The sequence below is a fragment of the Actinomycetota bacterium genome, assembly GCA_030650795.1.
Classification (GTDB): domain Bacteria; phylum Actinomycetota; class Actinomycetes; order S36-B12; family S36-B12; genus UBA11398.
The window spans coordinates 160,308-185,329 of record JAUSDJ010000040.1; the positions used below are offsets into that span (position 1 = coordinate 160,308).

The 25,022-nt window shown below is 60.3% G+C and carries 21 protein-coding genes; 12 read left to right on the forward strand and 9 right to left on the reverse strand.

All coding sequences use genetic code 11. From position 1 onward, the window contains the following. Positions 1–7: 7 nt before the first annotated feature. Genes Q7L55_12715 through Q7L55_12730 form a run of 4 tightly spaced genes read right to left on the reverse strand, consistent with a single transcriptional unit; the run spans position 8 to position 4,173 of the window. Positions 8–886, reverse strand: a complete 879-nt coding sequence (locus Q7L55_12715) for an NAD(P)-dependent oxidoreductase (GenBank protein MDO8733411.1) — start codon at positions 884–886, stop codon at positions 8–10. Beyond that, positions 877–1,998: a DegT/DnrJ/EryC1/StrS family aminotransferase gene (locus Q7L55_12720; protein MDO8733412.1), complete on the reverse strand. Its 1,122-nt coding sequence runs from the start codon at positions 1,996–1,998 to the stop codon at positions 877–879. The genes Q7L55_12715 and Q7L55_12720 overlap by 10 nt, the downstream gene beginning before the upstream one ends. Continuing rightward, on the reverse strand, positions 1,995–3,224 hold the full coding sequence (locus Q7L55_12725) for a class I SAM-dependent methyltransferase (protein MDO8733413.1): 1,230 nt from the start codon (positions 3,222–3,224) through the stop codon (positions 1,995–1,997). Before Q7L55_12725 ends, Q7L55_12720 begins: the two co-directional genes overlap by 4 nt. Then, the gene (locus Q7L55_12730) at positions 3,217–4,173 is read right to left on the reverse strand and encodes an SDR family oxidoreductase (protein MDO8733414.1); all 957 of its coding nucleotides are present in this window, start codon (positions 4,171–4,173) and stop codon (positions 3,217–3,219) included. Before Q7L55_12730 ends, Q7L55_12725 begins: the two co-directional genes overlap by 8 nt. Positions 4,174–4,254: 81 nt before the next feature. On the opposite strand from Q7L55_12730, the gene Q7L55_12735 reads away from it, so the two are divergent. After that, on the forward strand, positions 4,255–6,021 hold the full coding sequence (locus Q7L55_12735) for a hypothetical protein (protein MDO8733415.1): 1,767 nt from the start codon (positions 4,255–4,257) through the stop codon (positions 6,019–6,021). Between the two features lie 28 nt (positions 6,022–6,049). Continuing rightward, a complete protein-coding gene (locus Q7L55_12740; GenBank protein MDO8733416.1) occupies positions 6,050–6,877 on the forward strand; it encodes a glycosyltransferase family A protein in 828 nt (275 codons plus the stop codon). Here the strand turns inward: Q7L55_12740 and rfbA are convergent. Next, on the reverse strand, positions 6,874–7,758 hold the full coding sequence (gene rfbA / locus Q7L55_12745; protein MDO8733417.1) for a glucose-1-phosphate thymidylyltransferase RfbA: 885 nt from the start codon (positions 7,756–7,758) through the stop codon (positions 6,874–6,876). The two genes, Q7L55_12740 and rfbA, sit on opposite strands and share 4 nt — an antisense overlap. A 28-nt stretch (positions 7,759–7,786) precedes the next feature. After that, positions 7,787–8,620, reverse strand: a complete 834-nt coding sequence (locus tag Q7L55_12750) for a glycosyltransferase (GenBank protein ID MDO8733418.1) — start codon at positions 8,618–8,620, stop codon at positions 7,787–7,789. Positions 8,621–8,710: 90 nt separating this feature from the next. Here Q7L55_12750 and gmd point away from each other — a divergent pair, with 90 nt between their 5' ends. The 4 genes from gmd to Q7L55_12770 are packed head-to-tail and all read left to right on the forward strand — an operon-like array spanning position 8,711 to position 15,515. Then, entirely contained in the window at positions 8,711–9,715 is a 1,005-nt protein-coding gene (gene gmd, locus Q7L55_12755) for a GDP-mannose 4,6-dehydratase (GenBank protein MDO8733419.1), read from the forward strand. A 33-nt stretch (positions 9,716–9,748) separates the two neighbouring features. Then, positions 9,749–10,732: a GDP-mannose 4,6-dehydratase gene (locus tag Q7L55_12760; protein MDO8733420.1), complete on the forward strand. Its 984-nt coding sequence runs from the start codon at positions 9,749–9,751 to the stop codon at positions 10,730–10,732. A 29-nt stretch (positions 10,733–10,761) separates the two neighbouring features. Next, on the forward strand, positions 10,762–14,355 hold the full coding sequence (locus Q7L55_12765) for an FkbM family methyltransferase (GenBank protein MDO8733421.1): 3,594 nt from the start codon (positions 10,762–10,764) through the stop codon (positions 14,353–14,355). Continuing rightward, positions 14,352–15,515 (forward strand): glycosyltransferase, encoded by a 1,164-nt coding sequence (locus Q7L55_12770; GenBank protein ID MDO8733422.1) that lies wholly within the window; start codon positions 14,352–14,354, stop codon positions 15,513–15,515. The genes Q7L55_12765 and Q7L55_12770 overlap by 4 nt, the downstream gene beginning before the upstream one ends. Here Q7L55_12770 and Q7L55_12775 read toward each other — a convergent pair. After that, a complete protein-coding gene (locus Q7L55_12775; protein ID MDO8733423.1) occupies positions 15,512–16,504 on the reverse strand; it encodes a glycosyltransferase in 993 nt (330 codons plus the stop codon). The genes Q7L55_12770 and Q7L55_12775 overlap by 4 nt on opposite strands. A gap of 13 nt (positions 16,505–16,517) precedes the next feature. After that, positions 16,518–17,588, reverse strand: a complete 1,071-nt coding sequence (locus tag Q7L55_12780) for an N-acetylneuraminate synthase family protein (GenBank protein MDO8733424.1) — start codon at positions 17,586–17,588, stop codon at positions 16,518–16,520. Positions 17,589–17,689: 101 nt separating this feature from the next. Here Q7L55_12780 and Q7L55_12785 point away from each other — a divergent pair, with 101 nt between their 5' ends. From Q7L55_12785 to Q7L55_12810, 6 genes are all read left to right on the forward strand, one after another. Continuing rightward, positions 17,690–19,207, forward strand: a complete 1,518-nt coding sequence (locus Q7L55_12785; GenBank protein MDO8733425.1) for a DUF2142 domain-containing protein — start codon at positions 17,690–17,692, stop codon at positions 19,205–19,207. A 65-nt stretch (positions 19,208–19,272) separates the two neighbouring features. Further along, on the forward strand, positions 19,273–19,998 hold the full coding sequence (locus Q7L55_12790; protein ID MDO8733426.1) for a glycosyltransferase family 2 protein: 726 nt from the start codon (positions 19,273–19,275) through the stop codon (positions 19,996–19,998). Then, positions 19,995–20,348 carry a DUF2304 domain-containing protein gene (locus tag Q7L55_12795; GenBank protein ID MDO8733427.1) on the forward strand — a complete coding sequence of 118 codons (354 nt, stop codon included), beginning with the start codon at positions 19,995–19,997 and terminating at the stop codon, positions 20,346–20,348. Before Q7L55_12790 ends, Q7L55_12795 begins: the two co-directional genes overlap by 4 nt. Beyond that, on the forward strand, positions 20,338–21,261 hold the full coding sequence (locus tag Q7L55_12800) for a hypothetical protein (protein MDO8733428.1): 924 nt from the start codon (positions 20,338–20,340) through the stop codon (positions 21,259–21,261). Before Q7L55_12795 ends, Q7L55_12800 begins: the two co-directional genes overlap by 11 nt. Then, the gene (locus Q7L55_12805) at positions 21,258–22,205 is read left to right on the forward strand and encodes an SDR family oxidoreductase (protein ID MDO8733429.1); all 948 of its coding nucleotides are present in this window, start codon (positions 21,258–21,260) and stop codon (positions 22,203–22,205) included. Before Q7L55_12800 ends, Q7L55_12805 begins: the two co-directional genes overlap by 4 nt. A 16-nt stretch (positions 22,206–22,221) precedes the next feature. Further along, positions 22,222–23,985 carry a hypothetical protein gene (locus Q7L55_12810; GenBank protein ID MDO8733430.1) on the forward strand — a complete coding sequence of 588 codons (1,764 nt, stop codon included), beginning with the start codon at positions 22,222–22,224 and terminating at the stop codon, positions 23,983–23,985. A 17-nt stretch (positions 23,986–24,002) separates the two neighbouring features. On the opposite strand, the gene Q7L55_12815 is transcribed toward Q7L55_12810, so the two are convergent. Then, positions 24,003–24,956 carry a hypothetical protein gene (locus Q7L55_12815; GenBank protein ID MDO8733431.1) on the reverse strand — a complete coding sequence of 318 codons (954 nt, stop codon included), beginning with the start codon at positions 24,954–24,956 and terminating at the stop codon, positions 24,003–24,005. Positions 24,957–25,022: the final 66 nt, after the last annotated feature.

The following is a 25,022-nucleotide window of genomic DNA, read 5'->3' on the forward strand; positions in this document are numbered from 1 at the left end:
CGACTTGTCATTTGTCGAGATATGCCTGAATTGTGCGAGATATGCCAGCGGTCAGGTCGAGTCTGGGCGTCCATCCATAGACCGTCCGCACGGGTCGGGGGTCGACAAGAGCCGATCGAGTCTCGATGGCGTAGGCCGCAGTTGGCCAAGGCTGATGCTGAATGGGCGCCCGGCGACCCGTGTGCTCCTGGACAATCTCAATCACCAGTTCGACGGCACTGATGAGGGTGGTCGAATGGCCCGAACCGACGTTGTAACTGGCACAGGGACGGGCAGTGGAGCTGGAATTGACGGCGCTGGTGATGAGCTCCGCAACATCATCGACGTGCACGTAATCGCGTTGCTGCGAGCCGTCGCCATAGATGGTGATGGTTTCACCTGCAAGCGCGCGAGCGATGCACAGGTTGAGGAATCCTCGCGGGCTCGAGTGGTGGTCGGCAGTGATGCCGCCATAGACATTGGACAGCCGCAGAGTCAGCCCGTGCACCCATCCCTCCAGGCAGGCCTGTTCGAGGTACATCTGGCTCGCGTTCTTGGCCACGTCGTAGAAGGTGGTCGGCGCGTACCGCTCCTGGGTCGTTGACTGGGTGAGCGTGCCGGCGAGGATGACCAGCGGAGGGCGTCTGGCCTCGCGCAGCCTGTCCAGCAGATCCACGAAGGTCACAACGGAGTCGCGGACATCGGTACTGATGTCGGCCCGGGCGACATAGGCGTTGGTCTGTCCGCCGAGATGCACGACTGCATCGATGCTGCTCGGCAATCGATCAAGGATTCCGGGCTCACGCAGTGCAATGGCCTGCACGTCATGACCGGCCTCGTGGAGCCTGGCGACAGTGGCCTGGCCGATCTGGCCGCTGGCGCCGGTCACGAGGACGTTCACGCGCACGCTCGCACTGCCGCGACCACCCGGTCGACCTGCTCGTCAGTGAGTTCGGGAAACATCGGCAGTGACAGCACGCGATGGGCTGCGGCCTCGGTGACGGGAAGTGAAGTGAAGCTGCAGGCATCCGCGTATCCCGGATGCTGATGCGCACCGAGGGCATAGTGCACACCGGTCCCGATGCCCAGATCGCCCAGCCTGGTCCGCAGCTGATCGCGTTCGCGCGCCTGGATCACATAGAGATGCTGGACATGCGTGCGCGCCGTTGCTGGTGGCGGAAGTTGAAGATCCAGGTCGACGAGCTCATGGTCATAGCGAAGCGCGATGGCCTGTCGTGCCTGGTTGCCTGCGTCCAGGAAGCGGAGCTTGACGCGCAACACAGAGGCCTGCAGTTCGTCGAGTCGGGAATTCCAGCCGGGCTCATGGCTGACCTGAGCCTCATCCCAGCCGTACTGCCGCAGCCGGGTGATCCGCTGCGCGAGCGAGCTGTCGTTGGTGGTGATCAGAGCCGCATCGCCGAGTGCACCGAGGTTCTTGGTGGGGTAGCAACTGAAGATTCCAACAACACCGCGACTGCCCACTCGCTGCTGACTGCTTGAATCGCTGGGGAGGTAGGCGCCATGGGCCTGGGAGCAGTCCTCGATGAGGGCAAGTCCGCGTCGCTCGCAGATGTTCGCGATGGGCTCCAGGTCGATGGCTCGGCCATACAGATGCACGGGCAGCACCGCCTTGGTGCGGTCGGTGACGGCGGCGTCGATCAGGGATGTATCCATGACCATAGTGGCGGGGTCGACATCGACCAGCACCGGTCGCGCGCCCGTCATGACAATGGCTGCGACTGTGGCCAGTGCCGTGTGCGCGACGGTGATGACCTCGTCTCCGCTGCCCACACCCAGAGCCTTCAGCGTCAGTGCGATGGCTTCCGTTCCATTGGCAACACCAACCGAATGTGCCGTTCCGATGAAGTCGGCGAACTCGTGCTCCAGAGCCGCCAGGTTCGGCCCCAGGATGAAGCGATCTGCCTGGAGTACCTGCTCGATCGCCTCCCGCAGCGGCTCGCCCAGTGCCCGCACCTGCGCGCCCGGTGACGAGATGGGCACAGGAAGTTCAGTGCTCACAGCACGTGCACATCTGGGACATGTGTCAGCCACACCCCGCCCTGCTTGGCGTACCAAGAGTGGCGTTGCAGGATCTCGTTCTGGTGATTCCAGGCGCTCAGGAAGGTGACATCAGGGCGGCGCAGTTCGAACTCGGACTCAGCCACGACTGGAATGTGTGCGCCAGGGCTGACCTTGCCGATCTTGTTCGGGGTGTTGTCCAGGATGTAGTCGATGTGCTCGCTGGTGATGCCGGCATAGGTGTAGATCGTCGTGCTCTTGGAGGTCGCACCGTATGCCGCAACAGATCGCCCGTCACCGCGGGCTTGGATCAGTGCAGCGCGCAAGGCCGCAGCAGAGGCGCGCACTCGCTCGGCGAATTCGAGGAACGTTGCAGTGCGGTCCAGGGCCTGTGCGCGTTCTGCCTCCAGGATCAACGCGACGCTCGCACTTGGCTGATGCCGCCCGCGGCGGCCAAGTGAGTAGCGCATGGATCCGCCGTGCGTTGCCAGCGGCTCCACGTCGACGAGCTCAAGGCCGAAGTCCTCGAAGATCGACTGCACGCTCAAGGCGGAAAACAGGAACACGTGCTCGTCGTAGATCTGGTCGTACGAGCCAAGTCGGATGACGTCGCCGAGGTAGGGATCCTCGAAGACCAGGAGCCCGTCGTCGCTCAGGAGTGCAACCGCACCCTCGGCGACTCCTCGGATGTCCGGGATGTGGCACATGACATTGGCCGCGTAGATGAGCTCCGCCGGCCCATTCTCGGCGGCCAGGCGCGCACCGAGCTCGGCACTGAAGAACTCCGGCACCACTTGGACTCCGACGGCGCTGGCTGCCTGCCCTGGACCCTTTGCCGGCTCGACTCCGGCATGGCGGATGCCTCGCTCGGCGAAGTTGCGCAGCCAGATGCCGTCATTGCATCCGAGTTCCACGATGAATGGGTCGGCAGTGCCTTCCCAGCCCTGCTCGATGACTCGCTCGGCATGCGCCTGGAAGTGCGCTCGCATCCCTGCGGAAGTGCTGGAGCGGAAGGCGTAGTCGTCGTGAAACATCATTGCCGGATCGGGCTGCTCGATGAGTTGGAAAAGCCGGCTCTCCTCGCTGTATCCGCAGCGCAGCCAGAAGGTGTATTCATGGCTGTCATCTTCGGGGTCGCGAAAGCCATTTCCCAGTGGCTGCTGGCCCAGATCGAGCACGACCGTCAGCGGAGTGCCTGACGAACGACAGTTGGTGATCTCAGGCATCTGGCGATTGTGCCGCATCCTGCGTGGCCACGAGTCCGCGGAGCAGCGTGAGGGTGCGGGAGACTGCCGTGTCAAGGGAGCCAGTGAAGATAAATCCCGCCTCCATTGCGCGCTGAGTACTGACGGAGTAGCTGAGATCGTTCATGACGGCACTCTGAACGGTCTCGATGGCCAGATCCGGAATCGCCCTCGTGATGACTGCGATGACATCGGCAACGGTCACATTGAAACTCGCCGCGTTGATGATGGACTGCGTCCAGAGCTCCCGGGTGATCGAGTGCTCGATAGCGGCAATGGCATCGGTGATGGCCAGATATGGACGCACCTGATGCAGCGCCGAGGACCAGACGCTCAGGGGAGTGCCCGTTGCCGCCTGCCAGCAGAAGCGATTGACAGCTGTGTGAAAGCGCATCCCCGGTGATGGGCCAACGATGGTGCCGAAGCGGAAGATGTTCCCGCGCAGCCCCTGCCCGAAGGCCCGCATGACCTCCGATTCCTCGTCAAGTTTGCACTGCGCGTATGGGTGGAGTCCTGCCGTAGCGCTGGCCTCGTCAAGTCCTAGTCCACTTTGGGAGTAGACGCTGGTGGACGAAGGGAAGATCAGCGGCACGCCTGCCGACCCGCATGCCTGGACGGCCATCCGGGTGATGCGCAGGTTGTTGTTGATCGCCAGTTGCGGGTCGGCGGCAATGGCGCTTGGGTCACTGGCGCCAGCAAGCTGCACAACAGCGAGCACGTCATCGTCCACGAGAGTCTGCACGAGTGCACCGGCATCGCCGTGAATGAACCGGTAGTGGCCGGTCGCAGGCAGATCAAACAGGCTGGAATACCTCTGGGTACTGAGATCATCCACGAGCACGATTTCGTCGCAGGCAGCAATCAGTGCCTGAGATCGGATCACTGCCGAGCCGATGTGTCCAAGTGCCCCAAGAACCACGATCCGTGTCACTGTGGCCGCTCCTCGTGGCTCGGCGTCCCCGCCTAGTGTGTGGTCATCCTAGGTTGGCGGACCTCCAGACAAGTGAGTTGCATGCAGACTTCTGAGCACGAATCGAGTACTCGGCACCGAGTGCTCCTTGGGCTCTCCTACCTCCTGGCCCAGGTCGGGGTGCTGATGATCCTGGTCGAGCCCATCAGAGGCCTTGGTTGGACGACCGGCTTTCGTCACTACTTCTCAAGCGATCAGCTCTCCTATGCCGCGATCGCCATCGATGTCGCCAACGGCGATCTGCGGATGGTCGAGCCACTCAGCCAGACGGGCACCAGCTTCTATCCGAGCGCCTGGTACTTCCTGGTCGGACTGCTCGCGCGCGCGACTTCATTGAGCGTGCCGTCGGTCTGGACCCTCCTTGGGTTGTGCGCAGTCGGCGGCGCTGTCGGCTTGCTGGGGTGGAGCGCAGTCCGGGTTTCTGGCTTGGCCTTCGCTCCGATCCTGCCGGCACTGGCTCTGTTCACTGGAACCTGGTCAACCCTTTCTGCCGGCAACTGGTTCACGCACTTGAGCACTCATGCAGTGCTGTGGGGGCCGTTCGGATCGCTGTTCACGCTCAATGCAGAAGCGATCGGCCTGATGTTGGGCACCTGCGCAATCGCCTTGGCCTTGCTCTGTGCCGCAGGACTCATGCGGTCTGATCGCACCCAGCAGGCCGCCATGATCGTCGCGGCCGCGATAACGGGCGGCCTGGCCAATGTGCACACCTACGCCTTCTTCACCACGGTCAGTCTCATGGCCGTGTTCATCGCGATCTGGTGCCTGCGCACCTACCAGTCGCGCTCGCGCACGGTGGCAACCCTTGTGCTGGTGGGCCTTGTGCTCGCGCTAGGTCAGCAAGTGGCTGCTGCTGTCGGTCCCTTGCCTACCCTCGCTCTCGCTCTTGCAGCCCTGCTGCCTGCCGTGCTCCCGTTGCTCCGAGCGCACGTGCGAATGGCGGCCCTGCTGCTCGCGGTCCTTGCGATCACCAGTGGCCTGCAGGTTGTCCGAACGGTGCTCGGCCTGGCGGGAGGCAATGAGTTCCTGCTCTTCCGAGAGACCGATTCGAGCAATCTCAGCGTGCAGTGGGACAAGGCACTCCTGGCCGTCGTTCCGCTGACAGTCATCGCTCTGGCGGCCGCGTGGATGCTGCGCGGTCGGGGTGCGACGGCGTTCAAGTCATTGCTCGTAGCGCTGCCCGCGGGGGCGGTGGTGATGGCGGCCAATGACGTCTGGGGATTCGATCAGGAGCCGTATCGGTTCTGGCTGCAGTACCTCGTGGTCGGCTCGCTGCTCATCAGCATCGTCTTGGCCAGAGCGCTCGCCTCACTGCGATGCCAGCCGAACTCAGTGCGTGCAAGAGACCTTGTGGTGCTCGCCTTGGTCACTCTTGTATGGGCCACTTCGCTTGTGGACTTCCAGGGCTTTCGCACCTTCGCCCGTGATGAGGGCGTGATCGATGTCCAGACCCCGCGTCTGCAGGCGGCCGCCCAGCTCCTCCACGATCGGCCGGGTCTGGTCGTCAGCAGCAACTGCCTGGATCCGCAGGTGCTCAAGCTGGCGACCGGAGCCCCAGTCGTGTACTACAACCAGGGTCTGGCCTGGCCTGTGGCGAAGGACGACTTCCTGATCTTCCAGGACCCGGGACGACGAGCAGGTGAGGATGTCTTGGCGTTGACGAAGGCGGGAGTCGACTACGTGCTGACCGACAGCGCTTGTGCCGATGACTGGTCCTTTCCGGCAGGCTGGCAGGTCATGGCTCTGGACTCCGAGACCTACCAAGGCGATCAGCGGCAGACCCTGACTCTGTATCGCGTGCAGCGTTGATGGCAGTCCGAGATCGATACTCTTACCTGTGCCTTCATTGGTCTCGGTGGTCGTGCCCGTCCTGAATGGCATGCCGTACCTGCCGATCACCATCCAGTCGATTCTTGACCAGACACATAGCAATCTGCAGATCGTGATCTCCGATGGCGGCTCGACGGACGGATCCCTGGAGTACCTCGCCGCAATCGACGACAGCCGGGTCAGGCTCATGAGCATTCCCGCAGGTGCCGGCATGGAAGCCAACTGGACTGCGGCCACCGAGGCAGCGACCGGAGAGTTCATCAAGGCGATGAGCCAGGACGACCTCATCGATGCAGAGCTCGTTGAGCGCCAGGTCGCACAGCTCACCAGCAATCCGGAAGCGGTGATGGCCACCGCGCGCAGGCACATCATCGACTCACGAGGACGGGTGCTGTTCCGCAATCGCGGATGCGTAGGGCTTCGTGAGGGCGATAACTCCAAGGCGGAAGCACTCCATGCCTGCTTCTGCCATGGCACCAATGTGATCGGCGAGCCCTTCATCGTGCTCTTTCGGCGCGATGCGCTCCTTTCCACGATGCCGTGGAGGTCGCCGGAACTGCTGCTGCTTGACCTGGTGCAGTACGAGAAGGTCTTGGTGAACGGCAGTGTCGTGGTCGACAGGCGGGCCGGGGGACGCTTCCGGGTCAGCGCGAGTTCGGCTTCGACCACGCTGGCCCATCGGCAGATGGCCGACTTCCGTGCCTGGCAGGCGCGTTATGCCGCCGAGTACCGTCCCTCGCGGTGGGATCGCCTGCGCGGCCACGTGGGGAGCTGGTCACAGGCCAGTCTGCGCCGGCTGAGCTATCGAGTGCTGAAGTTGCGAGGTGCGTTCTAGGCGGTGCGTGGCCCGCGTCCGCGCGCGAAAAGCCGAGTGAGGTACTCGCCGTAGCCAGACTTCGCCAATCCATGCGCGTGGGCGAGCATCTGCTCGTCGTCGATCCAGCCATTGCGCCAGGCAGTCTCTTCGATGCACCCGATCTTGTGCCCTGTGCGATCCTCGATGACCCGGACGAATTCGCCGGCATCCTGCAGGGATCTGAAGGTCCCGGTATCAAGCCAGGCAGTGCCACGCTCGAGCACCGTGACCGTGAGCGTGCCAGCTTGCAGGTAGTGATCGTTGACGGATGTGATTTCCAGTTCCCCACGTGCGCTCGGCTTGATCGTCTTAACGACATCGACAACAGTCTCGTCGTAGAAGTAGAGCCCGGGCACAGCGAAGTTGCTCTTGGGATCAGCGGGCTTCTCCTCAATGGAGATCGCAACGCCGTTCGAGTCGAACTCGACCACTCCATATTCAGATGGATTGGCGACCTCATAGGCGAAGACATTCGCACCGACCTGCTGCGTCAGGGCAGCCAGCTTGTTGCCGAGGGTCGGCCCATAGAACAGGTTGTCGCCGAGCACGAGGGCGGCTTGGTCTCCTGCGAGAAAATCAGCGCCGATCAGGAATGCCTGTGCCAGACCGTCAGGACTTGGCTGTACCGCGTACTGGATGCTCATGCCAAGATCTGCACCATCGCCGAGCAGGCGCGAGAAGCTCTCAGCATCGTCGGGCGTGGTGATCACCAGGATCTCGCGCAGCCCCGCACCCATCAAGGTGTCCAATGGGTAGTGAATCATCGGCTTGTCATAGACCGGCAGGAGCTGCTTGCTGACTCCCTTGGTTATTGGCCACAGCCGGCTGCCAGTGCCGCCAGCCAGGATGATGCCTTTCACGCCAGACCCCCTAGTAAGTCGCGCAAGGCTAAGCCTTCGAGCCGGGACGCAAACCTTGCAGCCCGGCCTTGGCCTTGGCCCAGCGATCGTCCTCGACGATTACGCCAAGGGTCAGATTGACCGCAACGCGGCGCAGGGTGCGAAGCGCGTGGATCGGTGACTGTCGGAATTCGGCTGGAGCCAGCTTGAGGCGGTTGCGCACCATCGTTGTTCTACGCCCTGGGCTGTGCCCGGTTGCCAGCACGGTGCGTCCCAGGATGCGGATCTGCCGGGCTGAGCCGAGGTGATGCGAGAGCGAAACTCCAGGGGCGAGCACCACGCGTAAGCCCCGTTCGCGCAGACGCAGGCAGGCAGCTGCGTCGACTGCATCGATCCCGAGGGATTCATCGAAGCCACCCACCGTTCGCATATTGGCGATCGACCAGAGTGAGCCGGTTTGGATGACCTCATGGGTGGTCATGAATCCGTTGCTGTACTGGGTGGGGTAGGACAGCAGCCCGCTGGCATCGTCGACATGCTCTGCGGCCACTACCCCGACACCTTCCTTGGCCCAAGGCAGCACTGATTCCAGATAGCCGGTCGGAAGTTCGGTGTCCTGATCAACGGTCAGCAGCCAGTTGGCTCCTTGAGCCTCCGCGAAGCGCAGCCCGTCATTGAGGCCACGAGCGATGCCGGTGTTGTGGTCATGTCGGATAACTTGGACACCGAGCGCAGCGACCTCGCGAAAGACCGGATCGAAGGTCACAGGGGAGGCATCGTCAGTGACGAGTACTGGCAGTCCGGCGCTCTGGAGTGATCCGATCAGCGCAAGCAGCGATGCGGAGTCCGGCCGAAAAGTCGGCACGACGACGGCCACGGTCACGCGGTGAGTCTATGGGGGCACCGCTAGGGTTCGGGGATTCAGTGTTGTGGGACAAGCCTTCACTTGTCCGTTATCCGGTCGGAGGAAGCCTTGACGGAGGCCAAGCGCGCGCTTATCACCGGTGTGACGGGCCAGGACGGCTCCTATATGGCCGGGCAGTTGCTTGCAAAGGGCTATGAAGTCCATGGGGTGGTGCGCCGTTCGAGTTCCTTCAATCGCGGACGCATCGATCACCTGCACCACGATGAGCACATTCCCGGGCAGAACCTGCATCTGCACTACGGCGATGTCACCGATGCGGCGCGGATGCACGAACTGGTGCGCATGATCAGCCCGCATGAGGTCTACAACCTTGCGGCGCAGTCACATGTGCGCGTGAGTTTCGATGAGCCGCTGCACACCGCCATGGCCAGCGGCATCAGCACGCTGAATCTGCTCCAGGCGATTCGCAGCCATGACACCAGCATTCGCTTCTACCAGGCCAGTACCAGCGAGATGTTCGGTGCCAGTCCACCGCCGCAGAATGAGGACACCCCCTTCTATCCGCGCAGTCCTTATGGCGCGGCGAAGGTCTACAGCTACTGGATTACCCGCAACTACCGTGAGGCCTACGACATGTTCGCTGTCAATGGCCAGTTGTTCAATCACGAATCGCCACGTCGTGGCGAGACCTTTGTGACTCGCAAGATCACCTTGGCGGTTGCCAGCATCGCCAAGGGTTTGATGAGCGAGTTGTGGATGGGCAATCTGGATTCCATTCGTGATTGGGGCTATGCGCCGGAGTACACCGACGGCATGTGGCGGATGCTGCAGGCAGATGTGCCCGAGGATTTCGTTTTGGCCACTGGCTCGGCCTACACGATCCGAGATTTCCTGCAGTTCTCCTTCGAGCATGTGGGGTTGGCTTGGGAGGACTACGTGAAATTCGACCCCAAGTTCTTGCGTCCCACCGAAGTCGACCAACTCATTGGCGATGCCTCAAAGGCCAAGAGCACATTGGACTGGGAGGCCAAGGTCTTGCCACCAGAGTTGGCAAAGATCATGGTCGACGCAGACATCGCTCGACTTGAGGGCGCTCCTGAGGGCAAGTTCTAGCTCGCTGACACCTTCCAACCAGCGGGGAATCCAATGAAAGCACTGATCACGGGCGTTGCCGGGCAAGATGGCACCCTGCTTTCACAGATGCTTCTTGATGATGGCTTCGAGGTCGTCGGTCTGGTCAAGCCAGGACACGACATCACGACTCTTCAGAGTTACGCGCCTGCAACCATCGTGCTTTCCTGCGATCTTGGCGATCCAGTCGAGCTCGAGCAGCTGATTGTCGATCTGCAGCCCGACCAGATCTACAACCTTGGCGGCATCAGCTCGCTATCAGAAGCCGCTGCGCACCCTGAAGTCACCCGTCGAGTCAATGTTGGGGCCGTGGAGGCGATCCTCTCTGCCAGCCGAAGGCTGGCTCGGCAGAACCTTCACTTGCGCTTCGTACAGGCCGCCTCTGGCACGGTATTTGAGGGCACTGAGGTCTCTCCACAGAATGAACTCACTCCACGATGCCCGGTGACGCCCTATGCCGTTGGCAAAGCCGAGACCTTGGAACTCATTGACACAGCGCGAGCTGAAGGCCTGTTTGCAACCGCTGCAATCCTCTACAACCATGAGTCTCCGCTGCGCGGCGAAAGTTTCGTGACCCGACGGATCACGCAGGCGGTGGCAAAGATTGCGGCGGGACAACAGGAGTTCCTTGAGCTTGGCAATCTGGATGTATCGCGCGATTGGGGATGGGCTCCTGACTATGTCCGCGCTATGCGATTGATGCTCAGCGCTGATGTGCCGCACGACTATGTCCTGGGAACTGGGCAGAGCCACGAACTCACTGATTTCATCGCGCTGGCATTCAAGGCCGCCGGTATCAGCGACTGGCAATCCCTTGTTCGTTCCAACGACGACCTGCGTCGGCACACCGACCCGACCCTGCTTCGGGGCGACAGCAGCAGGGCCTACGCCGAACTTGGCTGGCAGCACACCAAGACATTCGAAGAGATCGCGCAGAGCATGGTGAAGTTCGACCAATTGCTGCTCGGCGACCCGCAGGCCCTCTGGCACGAGGCCTAATTCGGCGTGAAGCCCTACGCTCGACTCTCGTGACTGCTCGGAGGATCTCCTACGCCCAAAACGGCGAGGACATCCGTGTGTGGCGCGCCTTTCGTGGGCTGCCGAACTCTGGTCTCACCTACGTCGATGTTGGAGCAAATGAGCCTCGGCATTTGAGTATCACTGCGAGCTTGTACGACTTGGGCTGGCGAGGCCTGCTCATCGAAGCCGACCCGGCGCATGCCGAGCAATTACGAATCCATCGTCCGCTGGACACTGTCATTGAGTGCGCGGCTGCTGATCGCGATGGCGAACTGGTCTTCTACCGAGTTCCCGGCACTGGGCTTGGCAGCCTGGAGGCTGCAGAGGCTCAGGAGGCGGCCGCTCGTGGCTTTGAGACTAGTTCGATTGCGGTGCCAGCGCGCAAGCTGAGCGGAATTCTCGACGACTCCGCCCTGCAAGAGATCCACTTCATGTCCATCGATGTCGAGGGCGCAGAAGCCAGCGTTCTTGCGGGATTGGATCTTGGGCGTCATCGACCGTGGGTGCTGTGCATTGAGTCGGTGGTGCCTGGCACGAGCACCCGATCGCATGCGGCCTGGGAAGCAGCTGTTCTGGATGCGGGCTATGCACTTGTCAGCTTTGACGGAGTGAATTCTTGGTATGTCTCCCAAGAGCACAGCGAACTCACTATTGATTTGGCAATTCCCTTCAATGCCATTGATGCTGGAGCCGACGGCTGGGTGCAGTCTGACGACGCGCACCGCACGGATCGTGTCAACCGAGCAGATATCCGACGGGTCTGGCAACGTGAACTGCTCATGCATGACATCAGGCACGAGGTGCCAACTACCGAATACGAGAAGCAGATTGGCGAGTTACGTGGGGCCTTGACTCAAGTTGAAGACTCGCGTACCTGGAAGTTGGCGCGCAAGGTGAGCAAGGGCGCGCGAGTTGGCCAGTTCAAATTGCGCCAAGGCCTCGCGCATCTGCCGGGGCCGGTGCGCACGTCACTTGTACGCAGCCGGCACCTCAAGCATGTGATCGTCAATCAAGGGCATTTGACGGATCCGGCCTATCTTGGCAAAGCACCCGCTGACGAAGTGAACTGGATCAACGCCAGCGACAAGCCCGCAATGCCTGCTGGTGGTTTTCAACTCGAGCCTTTGACGCCTGATTCATGCGCTGCAGCCCAGGCCTGGCTCGATGCCGGTCCTTATGACTCCGACGAAATGCTGAATGCGCGCACCGACAATCACGGAGATGAGATCGGCCGGCTAGCTGCCGCATTGCGGCTGCGATTGAAGCTCGCTCAACCATCTTCGCTGGCAGGGGCCAGTGGCAAGCTGATTCTTTTCGACGCGCGCAGCTTGCAAACCTCCACCTTTGGCGCGCGCGGCATCGGCCGCTTTGCACTCGCGGCGCTGGCAAGCGCCCGCGAATCTGCGACTGATGATGAACTTGTACTGCTCGTTGATCCTGCTCTTGAACTCCTGCCTGACGAGCTCGCAGGGCAGTGTCGCCAAATTACCCGGGTGCGCGTGGAGGATGCATCAGACTTCGGCCTGCTCATTCAACCTTCACCCATGACTTCTAGCGCAGAGCCACTGCTTGCGCTCTTGCACAGCAATGCGCACAAGGTCGCAGTGGTGTTCGACTTCATTCCGATGCACTACCCGACGATCTATCTCAACAATCTGGCAGCAAGAGCCGAGTACGCCGCTGGCCTTGATGCCCTGCGCCACTACGACGATTTCATTTGCATCTCGCATCTTGCCAAGCAGGAGCTGCATGCCTGGATCGGTGCTGATCGGGTCGCAGGCATAACGAGCAGTGTTGCCTGGCCTCGAGATGTATTGCCGAAGGCTGAGCAGGCATCGGCTATGGCCGGAGAGTCTCGTCGTGGCCCAATCGTGGTGATGACTGGTGACGAGCCCCGCAAGAACACCTACGGCGCACTGGCCGCAATTGGTGCCGCGACCGCCGGAGGCCAGGAATCTCGCGAGGTAGTCGTGCTGGGCATGGCGGGCCAGCAGACCCGGGTGCATCACTGGTCCATTGCCGCAGCCTTTCGTCCTGGCGAGGCTCGGACCCTTGAGCGCATCAGTGACGAGGACATGCATGAATTGCTCAGTACCACCGAATTGGTCGTCGTAGCGTCCTTTGATGAGGGTTTGTCCTTGCCGATCATTGAAGCTCTTCGGGCCGGTGCACCCGTGGTCGCATCAGATATTCCGGCGCACCGGGAACTCATTGGATCCGATTCGTACCTCGCGCCTGCGGGTGACATCCGAGCTCTGGCCAAGGCAATCAGCCGGCACCGTGGCAAGTCTGCAACTCAACGAAACGAAATGAGAATTCTCAAGCGTCATATGCATGAAGAGCTTGAGAACTCGATCGCTCAGCGCATTGGTGCACGCAGTGGCGCAGCCCGCAGGCACCCGCAAGAGTATTCGCGGGCTACGGATGCTCACCGTCGACTCAGCATCGGTGTTGGCACACCTTGGCTGCCACAGAAATCGGGGGTGGCCGATTTCTCTGCGGCTACGATCGCCGAACTTGCGAGGCTTGCTGACGTCACGGTGTACACGACCTCGGATGCGCAAGTTGAGGGTCTGAACCACGCAAATATCGATGACGTGCTGGCTCATGGCCACGAGCACGATGTCTTTGTATGTGTCGTGGGCAACTCGCATTTCCACGTGCCGTACATCGAGGCGATGCGCCTGATTGATGCGGTCGCCATCGCGCATGACACCCGGATGGTCGAGTACTACATGGCGATGCGCGGCCAAGGCGGAGTCGAGCAAGTGATGGTGCGCGGATCAAAGCAGCGATCACTGGATCCATCACTCGATGATCAGATCGATGACATGCGGCTTCTGCGGAATGCTGGCTTCTGGGAGCTGGCCCATCAGGCGCAATTGCTCGTTCTGCATTCACCTAGCGCAGCTCCGCGCATTGAGCGCGAGACTGGCATCACGCCGCGGGTGCTTCCCTTCGCCAATCAACGGGTGCCGAACATTGAACACATCTCTAACGAATTGCGCGCAGCAGCGCGGGCGCGCCTTGGCTTCCATGCGGACCTCGTGCACCTAGGCAGTTTCGGCTACATCGACCTTCGCACCAAGCTCACAGATGTCGTCGTTGAGGCAGCAGCCTGGCTGAGCCAGTGGGGGCACCGCGTCAGTGTGCATCTCGTCGGCTCTGCATCACCGGACGACGTTCAATCGCTGACCAAGCGAGCCGAAGAGGCCGGGATCGCTGAGTTTGAGATCACTGGATTCGTGAGTGAAGACCAGTTCCGCGACTATCTGCTTGCGGTTGATCTTGGTGTCCAATTGCGGGTGAGCCCGCTTCTTGGCGTCAGCGGGCCATTGAGCGATCTGGCGGCATTTGGCACGACGAGTGTGGCCAGCTCAGGCCTTGCTATCGATGTCAACACTCCCGCATACATCGATCGCCTGCCAGATGATGTGAGCTCTTTGATGGTGGCTGAGGCAATTGAATACCGTCTCCGGAATCCGATCGACCCGGAGCTGCGCGATACTCAACGGCTTGAGTACCTCGAGCAGATGTCGCCTGCCAGATACGCCAAACTGCTGCTCGCGGTTCTGGAAGAAGCGGCGGGTTTACAGCCATGACCTACGTCGGCATTGATATCGAACAGTTCATTCGCGATCCGTACGGCACTGGCATTCAACGGGTATTGCAGTATCTGGCAATGCATTGGCCATCGGGGCGGGTGCCGGCTGACTTTGTTGTTCCCAACCCGGTCCGCGACGGTGAATATCTGCTCTTGAATCCGCAGCAGGCTGCTGCACTCATCGCGATCGCATTCGAACACCGCGAACCACAAGACGATGTCCTTGGCCTGGTTCATGAGCAGCTGGCAAGTCTGCTGGCTGCGCGCGAGGTCACTGCCGTGAAGCTCGGTGAGCTGGTGAGTCTGTATGACAGCTGGCTGTTGCCTGAAGTGTCCTACCTTCCAAGTGTTCTTGAACGATTTGAAATCTTCCGTCGATGCATGCGCACGGTGATGATTGGCTACGACACCCTGCCAATGACTGAGCCTGCGAACTACCGATTCAAGCCTGGCAACGCTGCCTGGGTCAGTGAGTACTTCCGGATGCTGGCAGTTGCTGACTCTGTTGTGTGCATCAGTGCCTACGCGCGCGATTCGATCCATGATCGTCTGCGTCGCGATCGGGCATTGCCCATCAGCGTGGCTCACCCTGGTGGTGATCACCTGCCCGTTCGAGTGAAGAGTTCAACTGGCAGAAGCCGATTTGTGCGACTTGGCACTTTGGAAGCCCGCAAGCGACCGCTGGAAATCCTTGGCGGTTTCATGGATGCAGTCGATGCCGGCTTGGATGCCGAGCTTGTGTTCATTGGCAAGCGCTCTTCGTCGGATGAGGCAATCAATCAAGCGCTGCAAGGGGCCATTGACTCTGGCTATCCGGTGACCTGGGTGCAGGGTGCTTCCGATGACGAAGTCTATGAGCTCGTCAACAGCAGCGATGTGTTCCTGTCCATCGGTATCGAGGGATATGGCATCCCAGTGCTTGAAGCGATTCGCCTTGGCGTCCCCGTGATCTTCGACGGAGTGCAGCCGGCAGGGAAGTTGATGCAAGGTCGCGGAGCTCACCAGGTTCCGGCCTCCTCGCGAGCGGAACTGACCGAGCTCTTCACCGCCTATGGATCAGCACAGGCTCGGCTTGGATTGAGCGCCGGGCTTGATTCACAGAATGTGCCCACTTGGTCGCAGTTCGCACTCCAGGTCGCAGCGGCAACGGTGAATTAGCCGAAGAGGGCGGTCTCAAGCCGACCCAGGTTGGCATGCCAGTCGGCTCTGCTGCGCACGAGGTCGAGCGCAGCCTCGGTGCGGCGCGAGACATCCATGGTCAGTGCTTGAGAGATGGCAGCGGCCTGCTGTGTGACCGAGCCAATGTGAAACAGGAAACCAGTGTTCGGGCTGATCCAGCAGAGATTGCCTGGGGAATCAGAGGCAATCACCGCAGTGCCGCAGGCCATGGCCTGCAACAAGGTCACTGAAGTTCCATCGACCTCGGCTGCGCTGATGTAGCCGACGCAGACCCGCATCAGTTCGGCTACTTGCGACTCATCAATTGCTCCGATGAAGCGCACAGATTCTTCTAGACCGAGCTCGGTCACAAGTGAGCGCAAGTCACGAGTAAGAGACCCGGTGTGGCCGATGAGCAGCACGAGATTTGGATGATCGTCATGCGCTTGGGCGAAGGCTTTGACGATCTCCTCCACTCGATACAGGGGTTCATGAGCGCGCAACGAGAGCAGCAGACGGGTGCCGGGCTGGAGATTCAGGGAACTCAGATCAAACAACGGTCCGGTGGGCGTGAACAGTTCGAGATCCACTCCCCAGGGCAGGAAGGTCAGATGCGATTCAGGCACTCCGCATTGCAAGGCAATCTTCATGGTCGGATCGGAGTCAACGATCAATCCACTCAGTTCAGCAAGCCAGGTCAGATCGCGGGTGGTTTCCAGCTCATGAAGGTCGAAGCCCCAGGAGAGTCCGACAACCTTCGGCAAGTCATGGTCAATGTTCAAGTGCCGAGTGACGGTCGTTAGCGGCCCAGCGAGAACGGGGAGTTCGGCAGCGGAAGCCTCGACAACAGCATTGCGGAAATTGCCTATCTCAACGTCGCGTCCAAGGACGACCACCGCAGGCTCATGTCCGAGTTCGCGCAGGGCATTCGTCCAGCGCAGATCGTGCAAGCCCCAACTCGCGCTTGCATAGACACAGTCAATGCTCATCGGACACTTTCGGTCACGATTCGAGATCTGCCCACTGAAGTTCTTGTCCGAACTGCAGGTCACGCGTCAGGGTGCGACCGATCACCGCCTCGAATTCATGAGCGGGAATCGCCTCGCGGGGGGCTGGACGCAGGACCTCGACATCGTTCGCGGTGAGCATGGTTCCCGCGAGAAGCGGACGAGATGCACGCACGCAACGACGTTGCAGCACAACGGTTTCTTGCTCATTTGGTTCGACCTGCTTGCTGCCGGTTCCCAAGGCAGCCTCGAGCATTCTGGTGTCGTCGACCATTGCTCGCCAGCCGATTGGATCAAGTGAGAAGCCGTGGTCTGGACCAGTGCGGGTGGTGTCGTCAGTGAAGTGCTTCTCGACGGCTCGGGCGCCAAGGCTGACGGCTCCCAGCACCGTGACATGTCCAGGCGTGTGATCGGAGAGTCCAAGAGTCACATCGGGATACATCGCGGCAAACTGGGAGAGCACCCGAAGATTCACATATCGAATGTTCTCAATCGAACCGGTGTAGTTCGTGTTGCATTGCATCAGCACTACTGGCACACGCAGTGCTCGCAGCAGTTCCATTGCACGCTCGACATCTGGAAGATCAGCCGCACCAGCAGCGATCATGACTGGCTTGCCAAGATTGGCAATTGCCTCAAGCTCTTCGAGCCAATTGATGTCGCCGGAGCCCACCTTGAATGCGCGCACATATGGATTGAGATGCGCAACGGCTTCGAGGTCGTATGGCGCCGACATGAATTCAATGCCGAGTTCCTGCGCGTGTGCGGCCAACACCGGCGTCCAGTCCCACGACACTGCTGCGTCCTCGTAGACCTCAAACACTGATTTCTTCCAGGAAGACTGATGCGATTGCTGACCACCGAGGGATCGAAAGCCGTAATCAGAGACGATGTGGGCGGCTCGAAAATGCTGGAACTTTGCGCAGTCCGCACCGGCATCGCGGGCCAAAGTCATGAGCGCGAGCGCACGGTCCAGATCGCCATCGTGGTTTGCGGCGATGTCAGCAATGAAGTAAGTCGGTTGATCGGGACCGATGAATCGATCGCCAAGTTGGAACGTGGTCACGCGTGCCTCCGTACTCAGGTTGCCGCAATCGTACGGAGAAGGCCAGGGATCCGCGATCAACTGTGGTCGGCGGCCCGCTGCTGCCTACGTAGGATGCGTGGGTGCGGAGCAGAGCTTGGTGGCTACTCCCCATTGCCTTTTTCATCATGTGCTCGGGCTGGGCAGTGACTTCCCCCGTGGGCTCGGCTCCAGATGACGACTATCACCTCAGTTCGATCTGGTGTGGCAGTGGGATCCAAGACGGCGTCTGCGAGCTTGACGACGCCTATCCCGACACTCGCAAGGTTCCGCGCAATGTGGTGGATGCCTCTGAATGCTTCCGGTTTCTTCCCGGCCAGACTGCTCGATGCCAATGGGCCTCGCGTGAGGACACCACGATGGTGTGGACTGAACGCGTCAATGACATCCAGGGCCTGTACCCCCCTGGCTTCTACAAGGTCATGTCAGTGTTCGTCGGCCCTAATGTCGAGCGTTCAGTTGTTGCCATGCGCCTGTTCAACTCCCTGCTGGCGGCACTGCTGATGGCAGCGATCATGCGACTGACGCCGAAGGGGATCGCCTCAGCCGCAATGATCGCCATACCGGTCACCTTTATTCCGCTCGGCATCTTCGTCACCGTCTCCACCAACCCGAGCGCCTGGACCATCATCGGACTGGCTGGCTATTGGGCCTTCGCCCTTGCCTGGCTGCACCGAGGCGACCCCCTTGGGCCCGATGCCGATGCTCCTGAGGATCCGCGGAAGTTCGATCGCCGGAGTCTGCTGCTTGGCGCCGGCACCTTCATCTGTGCCTTTCTCGCGATGAGCAGCCGGGTGGACTCCAATGTCTATGTCGTGCTGGCCACTCTCATGGTGCTCACCATGCACGGCTGGCGGAAGGCTCGAAAGCAGCCAATTCGCTTGGCCAGTCTTGGCTTGCTGTGCCTGCTTGCAGTGATCCTGTACTTCACGGTCTCCTCGGCCACGCTGCTAGGCGCTGGCGGCGGCTCAGGAACCACTGGCGAGGAAGACTCAGGCATTGGGCTACTGCTGACCAATGTCACGCAACTTCCGCAACTGTTCCAAGGCATCGTGGGCGGATCGCTGGGTTGGTTCGACACCAACATGCCGGCGATCGTCAACTTCATCGGCGTCATCGTGGTGGGCGCGCTGCTCTATCGCGGTCTGGCTCAGGCCTCGACTCGTCAGATCATTGCCATGGGCATCGCCGCCAGCGCTCTGATCCTGGTGCCGCTTGCCTATTTGCAGTCCCAGCACCTGAACGTTGGCGAACTCGTTCAGCCGCGGTACATCCTGCCGTTGCTCACCGTCCTGATCGCCACAGCCGCATTGAGCTCCAACCCGCTTCGAAGGCTGGCGCTGCCTCGAGCCCCGGCGATTGCGATTGGCGCGCTGCTCTCCATCAGCGCTTGCGTTGCCTACTGGGTCAATATCCAGCGCTATATCGCCGGGCAATTCCAACCGCTGATCGAGGGGACTCTGCCGATCAAGTGGAGCCCACTGCTGCACGCGCCACTTGTTCCAGTCAGCATCGTGACGGCTCTGGCGACGATCGCATGGGTGATGGGCATATTCCTGTGGGCCCGGACGAGCAAGGACCGCCTGCCGCTCACGCACTGAGCGGCTCGTGCTAGCCCGCGGGTGAGCGCAAGATCGCGGCAAACAGTGGACTACCGTTGTCGCTCGTGACATCCCTGCGAACCCTCGTGGCCATCCCTGCCTGGAACGAGGCTGGCTCGATCGCGGATGTGATCGCCAAGGTGCGGGAACACCGGCCGGATGCGGACATTCTCGTGGTCAGCGATGGTTCAACCGATGACACGGGAGACTTGGCGAAGGCTGCCGGAGCAATCGTGGTCATCCTGCCGTTCAACGTTGGCGTAGGCGGCGCGATGCGCACTGCCTTTCTCTATGCCAAGCGCGAGGGTTACGGGGCGATGGTCCAGGTGGATGCCGACGGTCAGCACGATCCGGCCGATCTGGACCGAGTCATCGAAGGCCTCGTAGAGGCAGACGTAGTTGTTGGCACCCGCTTCCATCCCAATTCGAAGTATTTGGTTCGCGGTCCGCGTCGATGGGCGATGGTGCTGCTTTCGAAGTCCCTCAGCCGGATGAATCGCGGCACGATCTCTGACCCCACGTCGGGCTTTCGCAGCGCTGGCCCGCGAGCCATCGATCTTTTCGCGGTCGAATATCCCGCTGACTATCTCGGCGACACGGTCGGCTCATTGTCGATCGCGATTCGCAATGGGCTCGTCATCCATGAGACACCGGTGACCATGTACTTCCGGCAGGCCGGACGACCGAGCAAGAACGCCATCTGGTCGGCGCTGTACCTGGGTCGAGCCGCTCTGGCGATCATCGCCACCACGACGCGCGCGCGTCGGACTCCGAAGGCTGATGCTGCATGACCGCAAATGTGCTGGCTGGCATCACTGCAATCGTCACCTTCATCTTTGTGTTCAGCCTGCTTCGCCGCGGAGCCTTGCGCGAAAAGTATGCGGTGCTTTGGTTGTTCTTCTCGGGCGCTGCGCTCTTCTTTGCAGTCGTGCCCGGAGCTCTTGACTGGTTCGCAAATCTTGTTGGTGTCGCGACGCCGGTCAATCTGCTGTTCTTCGTGACCGTCGTGCTCCTGGTGCTGGTCAGTGTGCAGTTGAGCTACGAGTTGAGTCGGCACGAGATGCGCATCCGGCGCCTTGCCGAAGAGATCGCGCTGCTGCAGGAAGAAATCGAGCAGTTGCGGGAGCAGCGTGACAACTGAGGCCGTGCTGGTCATGGCATTCAATCGGCCAGATCTGCTGCGGGTACTCCTGGATCGACTGCGGCTCATTGCGCCGACGACCATCTACGTGGCCATAGATGGCCCGCGGCCAAGCCGTCAAGGTGAGGCGGAGCGCGTGCAGGAATGCCGTGATTTGGTCGCAACCATTGACTGGCCCTGCGAGGTCAGTACCCAATTTCAGGAGCAGAATCTTGGCTGCGGGCGGGGAGTCTCAACAGCGATCAGCTGGTTCTTCGCACATGTCGAGCGGGGCATCATCCTGGAGGACGACATTATTCCTGATCCGAGCTTCTTTCCGTATTGCACGGAGTTGCTCGACCGCTATGAGCAAGATCAGCGGGTATTCGCCATCTCCGGCTGCAACTTCGTGCCACCTGCTTGTCAGACAAATCCAGATCAGGCCTACCGCTTTTCGCAGGTTCCTCATATTTGGGGCTGGGCAACCTGGCGTCGTTCCTGGCAGCAGCATCAACTCGATATCGCCGGTTGGCGATCACGCCTTCCCATTCGAACCCTGTGGTCACGCGTTGGGCATTCCATCCCAGCCACTGTCTACTGGACTGGAATCTTCGAGCTGCTGGCACGCAAGCAGGTGGATACCTGGGATGGCCAGTTTGTGCTGGCCAGCATGGTCTCGCAGCAGCTCACAGCGACCAGCAATGTGAATCTGATTGAGAACATTGGATTCGGCGAGAGCGCTACCCATACAGTTGAGGATCGCCATGAGTTGACAGCGGTGCGCAGCATGCAGTTTCCGACAGTTCCGGTTCCTGTGGTTGTGGATCGCAAGGCAGATGAGTGGACGCGGATTCATCATTTCAATGCCACTTGGCGCGGAATGCTGGATCAGCTCGATGGGTACCGTCAACAGCGTCGAAGGAGGGCATCGTGACGATCAGCCGAGGTCGTGCTCTTGTAACCGGTGGGTCGGGTTTCATCGGTTCACATTTGTGCGAGCGCCTGCTCAACGATGGCTATGAAGTGCTGTGCGTCGACAACTACTACTCGTCAACCAAGGACAACATCGCGCACTTATTGGACAACCCTCGCTTTGAGGTGATGCGCCACGATGTGACTTTCCCGCTCTATGTCGAAGTCGATGAGATCTACCACCTCGCCTGTCCGGCATCGCCCATTCACTATCAGCGTGATCCTGTGCAAACGACCAAGACTGCTGTGCACGGTTCGATCAACATGCTCGGGCTGGCAAAGCGCACTGGAGCAAAGATCCTTCTGACTTCAACCTCTGAGGTCTACGGAGATCCGCTGGTGCATCCTCAAACTGAGGACTACTGGGGAAATGTGAACCCGATCGGTCCACGCGCTTGTTATGACGAAGGCAAGCGGGCAGCTGAGACTCTCTTCTTCGACTACCACCGCCAGCACAATCTGCGAATCAAGGTCGTGCGCCTGTTCAATACCTATGGGCCGCGCATGCATCCACATGATGGTCGGGTGGTGTCGAACTTCGTCGTGAGTGCTTTGGCTGGTGAGCCGCTCACCATTTACGGCGAGGGCCAGCAGACTCGATCCTTCTGTTACATCGATGACCTCGTCGAGGGACTCATCGCGATGATGCACTCTCCAGACGAGGTCACGGGGCCGATCAACCTTGGCAACCCTGGCGAGTTCACGATTGCCCAGCTAGCTGATCTCGTCATTGAGCAGACAGCTTCCGCTTCGGATCGGGTGTACTTGGCTTTGCCCCAGGACGATCCAGTTCGTCGGCAACCGGATATCACCCGTGCGCGCCTGACTCTTGGCTGGGAGCCCACGGTTCCTCTGGCCGAAGGATTGGCTCGGACGATTGACTATTTCCGACTGATCATGGGCTGAGTTCGACCGACAACTGATGGGAACTCTCGTCGGCACACTTCTTGTGCTCTCCACTTGGTTGGTATGTGCAGTTGTGCTTTGCAGCATCGGCCTGCTTCCCGCCGGATTCCTATCCGGCCGCCAGACCTTGGCCGGTGTTCTGCGTTCATCCATCTGGTGGGGCGCTCTGACGGTCACCGTCTTCGCGTACTTCGTCAATCTCTTCCAGCCCTTGCGCAGCGCGTGGACGGCAGTGGCGTTCATCTCTTTGACTGCGCTGCTCGCAGTCCCAGGGGTGTGGCTCCTGAGGAAGTCGCGAGCCTTGAGGTGGCACCGGGTGGGGCGGAGACACTTCTGGATTCTGTGGACCTCAATGGCTATGGCTGTTGGGTACCTTGCGCTTGCAGTATTGGGACCAGTAACGAACTACGACTCCGGGCTGTACCACCTTGGGGCAATTCAATATGCGGGCGACTTCGCCACGATTCCAGGTCTTGCCAATCTGTATTCAGCGCTTGGCTACAGCAATGCCGAGTTTCCCTTGGCGGCCCTGCTTGACAATGGCCCCTGGGACAGCGAGGGCTTTCGGCTCCTCAATGGCCTGTTGATCGCGCTGGTTGTCCTCGACTTCTTCATCCGCGGCCGGCAGCGACGACTTAGTGCTGGATTCTTTGTTCTTGCAGTTGGTCTGCTTGCAGCACTGGTGCCAATGATCGCCCTTGCTGACTACTGGGTGACAAGTCCGACCCAAGACTCAACTGTGCTGTTGGTGACGATCATTGCTTCGGCCTATCTGGCAGATGCGCTGACAAAGCCAAAGGGCTGGGTAAGCGATGCCGCGACGCTGGCGGTGCTTTCCATGATGCTCATCCTGCTGCGGCCAACGATGGCCGTTTTCGCAGTCTCCTGCCTTTTCGTGATGCTGTTCAAGGCCTGGCGAACGCGACCCACGAACCCCCTTGAGCATTGGATTCGTGCCAGTGTGCTCGTCGGCGTGATCGCTGTCGTGGTCGGATCGATCTCGGCCGCGCGTGACTATGTGCTCAGCGGCTGGCTGGAGTACCCACTTTCAATCTTTCACTTCTCTGTGCCGTGGCTGGCAGCAGATCCGACTCCCGTGCGTCTGGCAACTCTTGGCTACCACCGCGATCGAGAGCATATGTGGCAATCTGCTGATGGCTGGTCATGGATTGGGAGTTGGTTCTCGCATCTACCTTCGCAATGGGAGAGCTACCAGTTCGCATTCATGATGCTTGCGGCTGCATTCGCTGTGGCTACTGCAGCGCGAACCACGCGTGTGGCCTTTCGTTGGCGTCGTCTGCTGTTGGCACTCATCCCAAGTGCTGTTGCGATCCTTATCTGGTTCTTCCTGCTGCCGCCAGCCTTCCGCTTCATATGGGGGCCGCTGTTCATGCTGCCCGCGACAATCATCGGATGGGTCTTGTGGCGCCTGTACGAGCAGGATCATCCAGGAGAGGCCATCGGGAAAGCTTGGCTAACGCCCACCGTGATTGCGTTCAGCGTGCCAATTGTCCTGGTGACTGTTTTCAGTCTCGTATTCCGCTCAGACCTTGGCGCGAGGAAAGTTGGCGCCCACTGGAATCTGGGGATATCAATCCCTTACTCAGTGGTTCCGGTGCGCGATGTCTCAGTGCGCGAGTTGCCCTTGGGCAACGGCTTGGTGATCCAATTGCCGCTGACATCTGATCAGTGCTGGGAAGTCTTCCCGCTGTGCACGCCATCGCCCGCAGATGCTCTCCGCCTCCGAGGGCAGCAGCTGACTGATGGATTCCTTCCGTAGCTCCTGACTTCGTGGGCTTAGCGCCACAAATGCCGACGTGGATAGGTCACCGCTGAGTGGGCAAGTCTGAGCAGATTGCGCGCTCGTTGCTGTCCACTTGAGGCCCTCAGGCCGATGGTTGGCTTGTTCTTGCCAATCATGGTTGCAGCCTCGTGACCAAATGATGAGTCGGCGGAGTACACGAGTCCTTGGGCCGCACTAAGGATTCGCCAATCCACCATCGCATCAACCCCACCTTTCGTGGAACTGCGATCGTGACCCTGCTCGTTCAAGGACCAAGGCTTCAGGCCCAAGTCGCGCACGATGCCTTGCCATGCATCTCGTGCATCGGGTGTGTCGGCGGCAATGAAGACTGAAGTCAGTTGTGTCTGGCCTTGAAGTCGTGAAAGAGCGTGACGCATGCTGCGAGTCGTCGGTGCAGTCAAGGAGCGATCTGTCTGACGCACATGCACAGCAAGAAAAGCTCCGCGCCCATCAAGTGCCGCGCGAACTCGCGATTCCAGGGCAGTGTTCCATTGCACCGATTGATAGAACTCTCGACGAAGTTGGTCGAATGCATGAATATTCTGCTCATGAAACTGACCGCCCGCGATGATCACCAGTGATCTCACCGTGCTGTCCTTGGCGAGGGCGTCCTGCAACTGCGACATGAAGACCTGCTCGCCTCGATCGTGGCCGGCAAGCACGACTGCATGGCGTTCAGGCAGGGCGGTGAGATACCGAGGCAGATCTTCGTGATCGCAGCCGAGAAGCGCATCGACTTCTTCGCGACTGATGCGAATGGCATTGAGAAACTCCGAACCGAATAATTCATCTGCACTGGCAGGGGCAGCTGGCTCGAATTCCCAGAGCAATCGCGTTGGTACGCCGAGGGCCTTGCCTAGGATTGATGCGCTGGCCCAAGCTTGCAGTCGGTTGATGTAACCATTGCGGGGAATTGCGATCACCTGTTGCAATGCGTGATCGGGCACGTGATCTTCCCCAATAGTCGGCGGGCTTCAATCCTAAGGCCGAGGCTTGGAAGCAGGCCGACACTA

Coding starts and splice junctions, on each gene's coding strand:
- Q7L55_12725 (MDO8733413.1), bottom strand. CDS start 3,224: ATGCCTGAGATCACCAACTGTCGTTCGTCAGGCACTCCGCTGACGGTC.
- Q7L55_12735 (MDO8733415.1), top strand. CDS start 4,255: ATGCAGACTTCTGAGCACGAATCGAGTACTCGGCACCGAGTGCTCCTT.
- Q7L55_12760 (MDO8733420.1), top strand. CDS start 9,749: ATGAAAGCACTGATCACGGGCGTTGCCGGGCAAGATGGCACCCTGCTT.
- Q7L55_12770 (MDO8733422.1), top strand. CDS start 14,352: ATGACCTACGTCGGCATTGATATCGAACAGTTCATTCGCGATCCGTAC.
- Q7L55_12775 (MDO8733423.1), bottom strand. CDS start 16,504: ATGAGCATTGACTGTGTCTATGCAAGCGCGAGTTGGGGCTTGCACGAT.
- Q7L55_12795 (MDO8733427.1), top strand. CDS start 19,995: ATGACCGCAAATGTGCTGGCTGGCATCACTGCAATCGTCACCTTCATC.
- Q7L55_12810 (MDO8733430.1), top strand. CDS start 22,222: ATGGGAACTCTCGTCGGCACACTTCTTGTGCTCTCCACTTGGTTGGTA.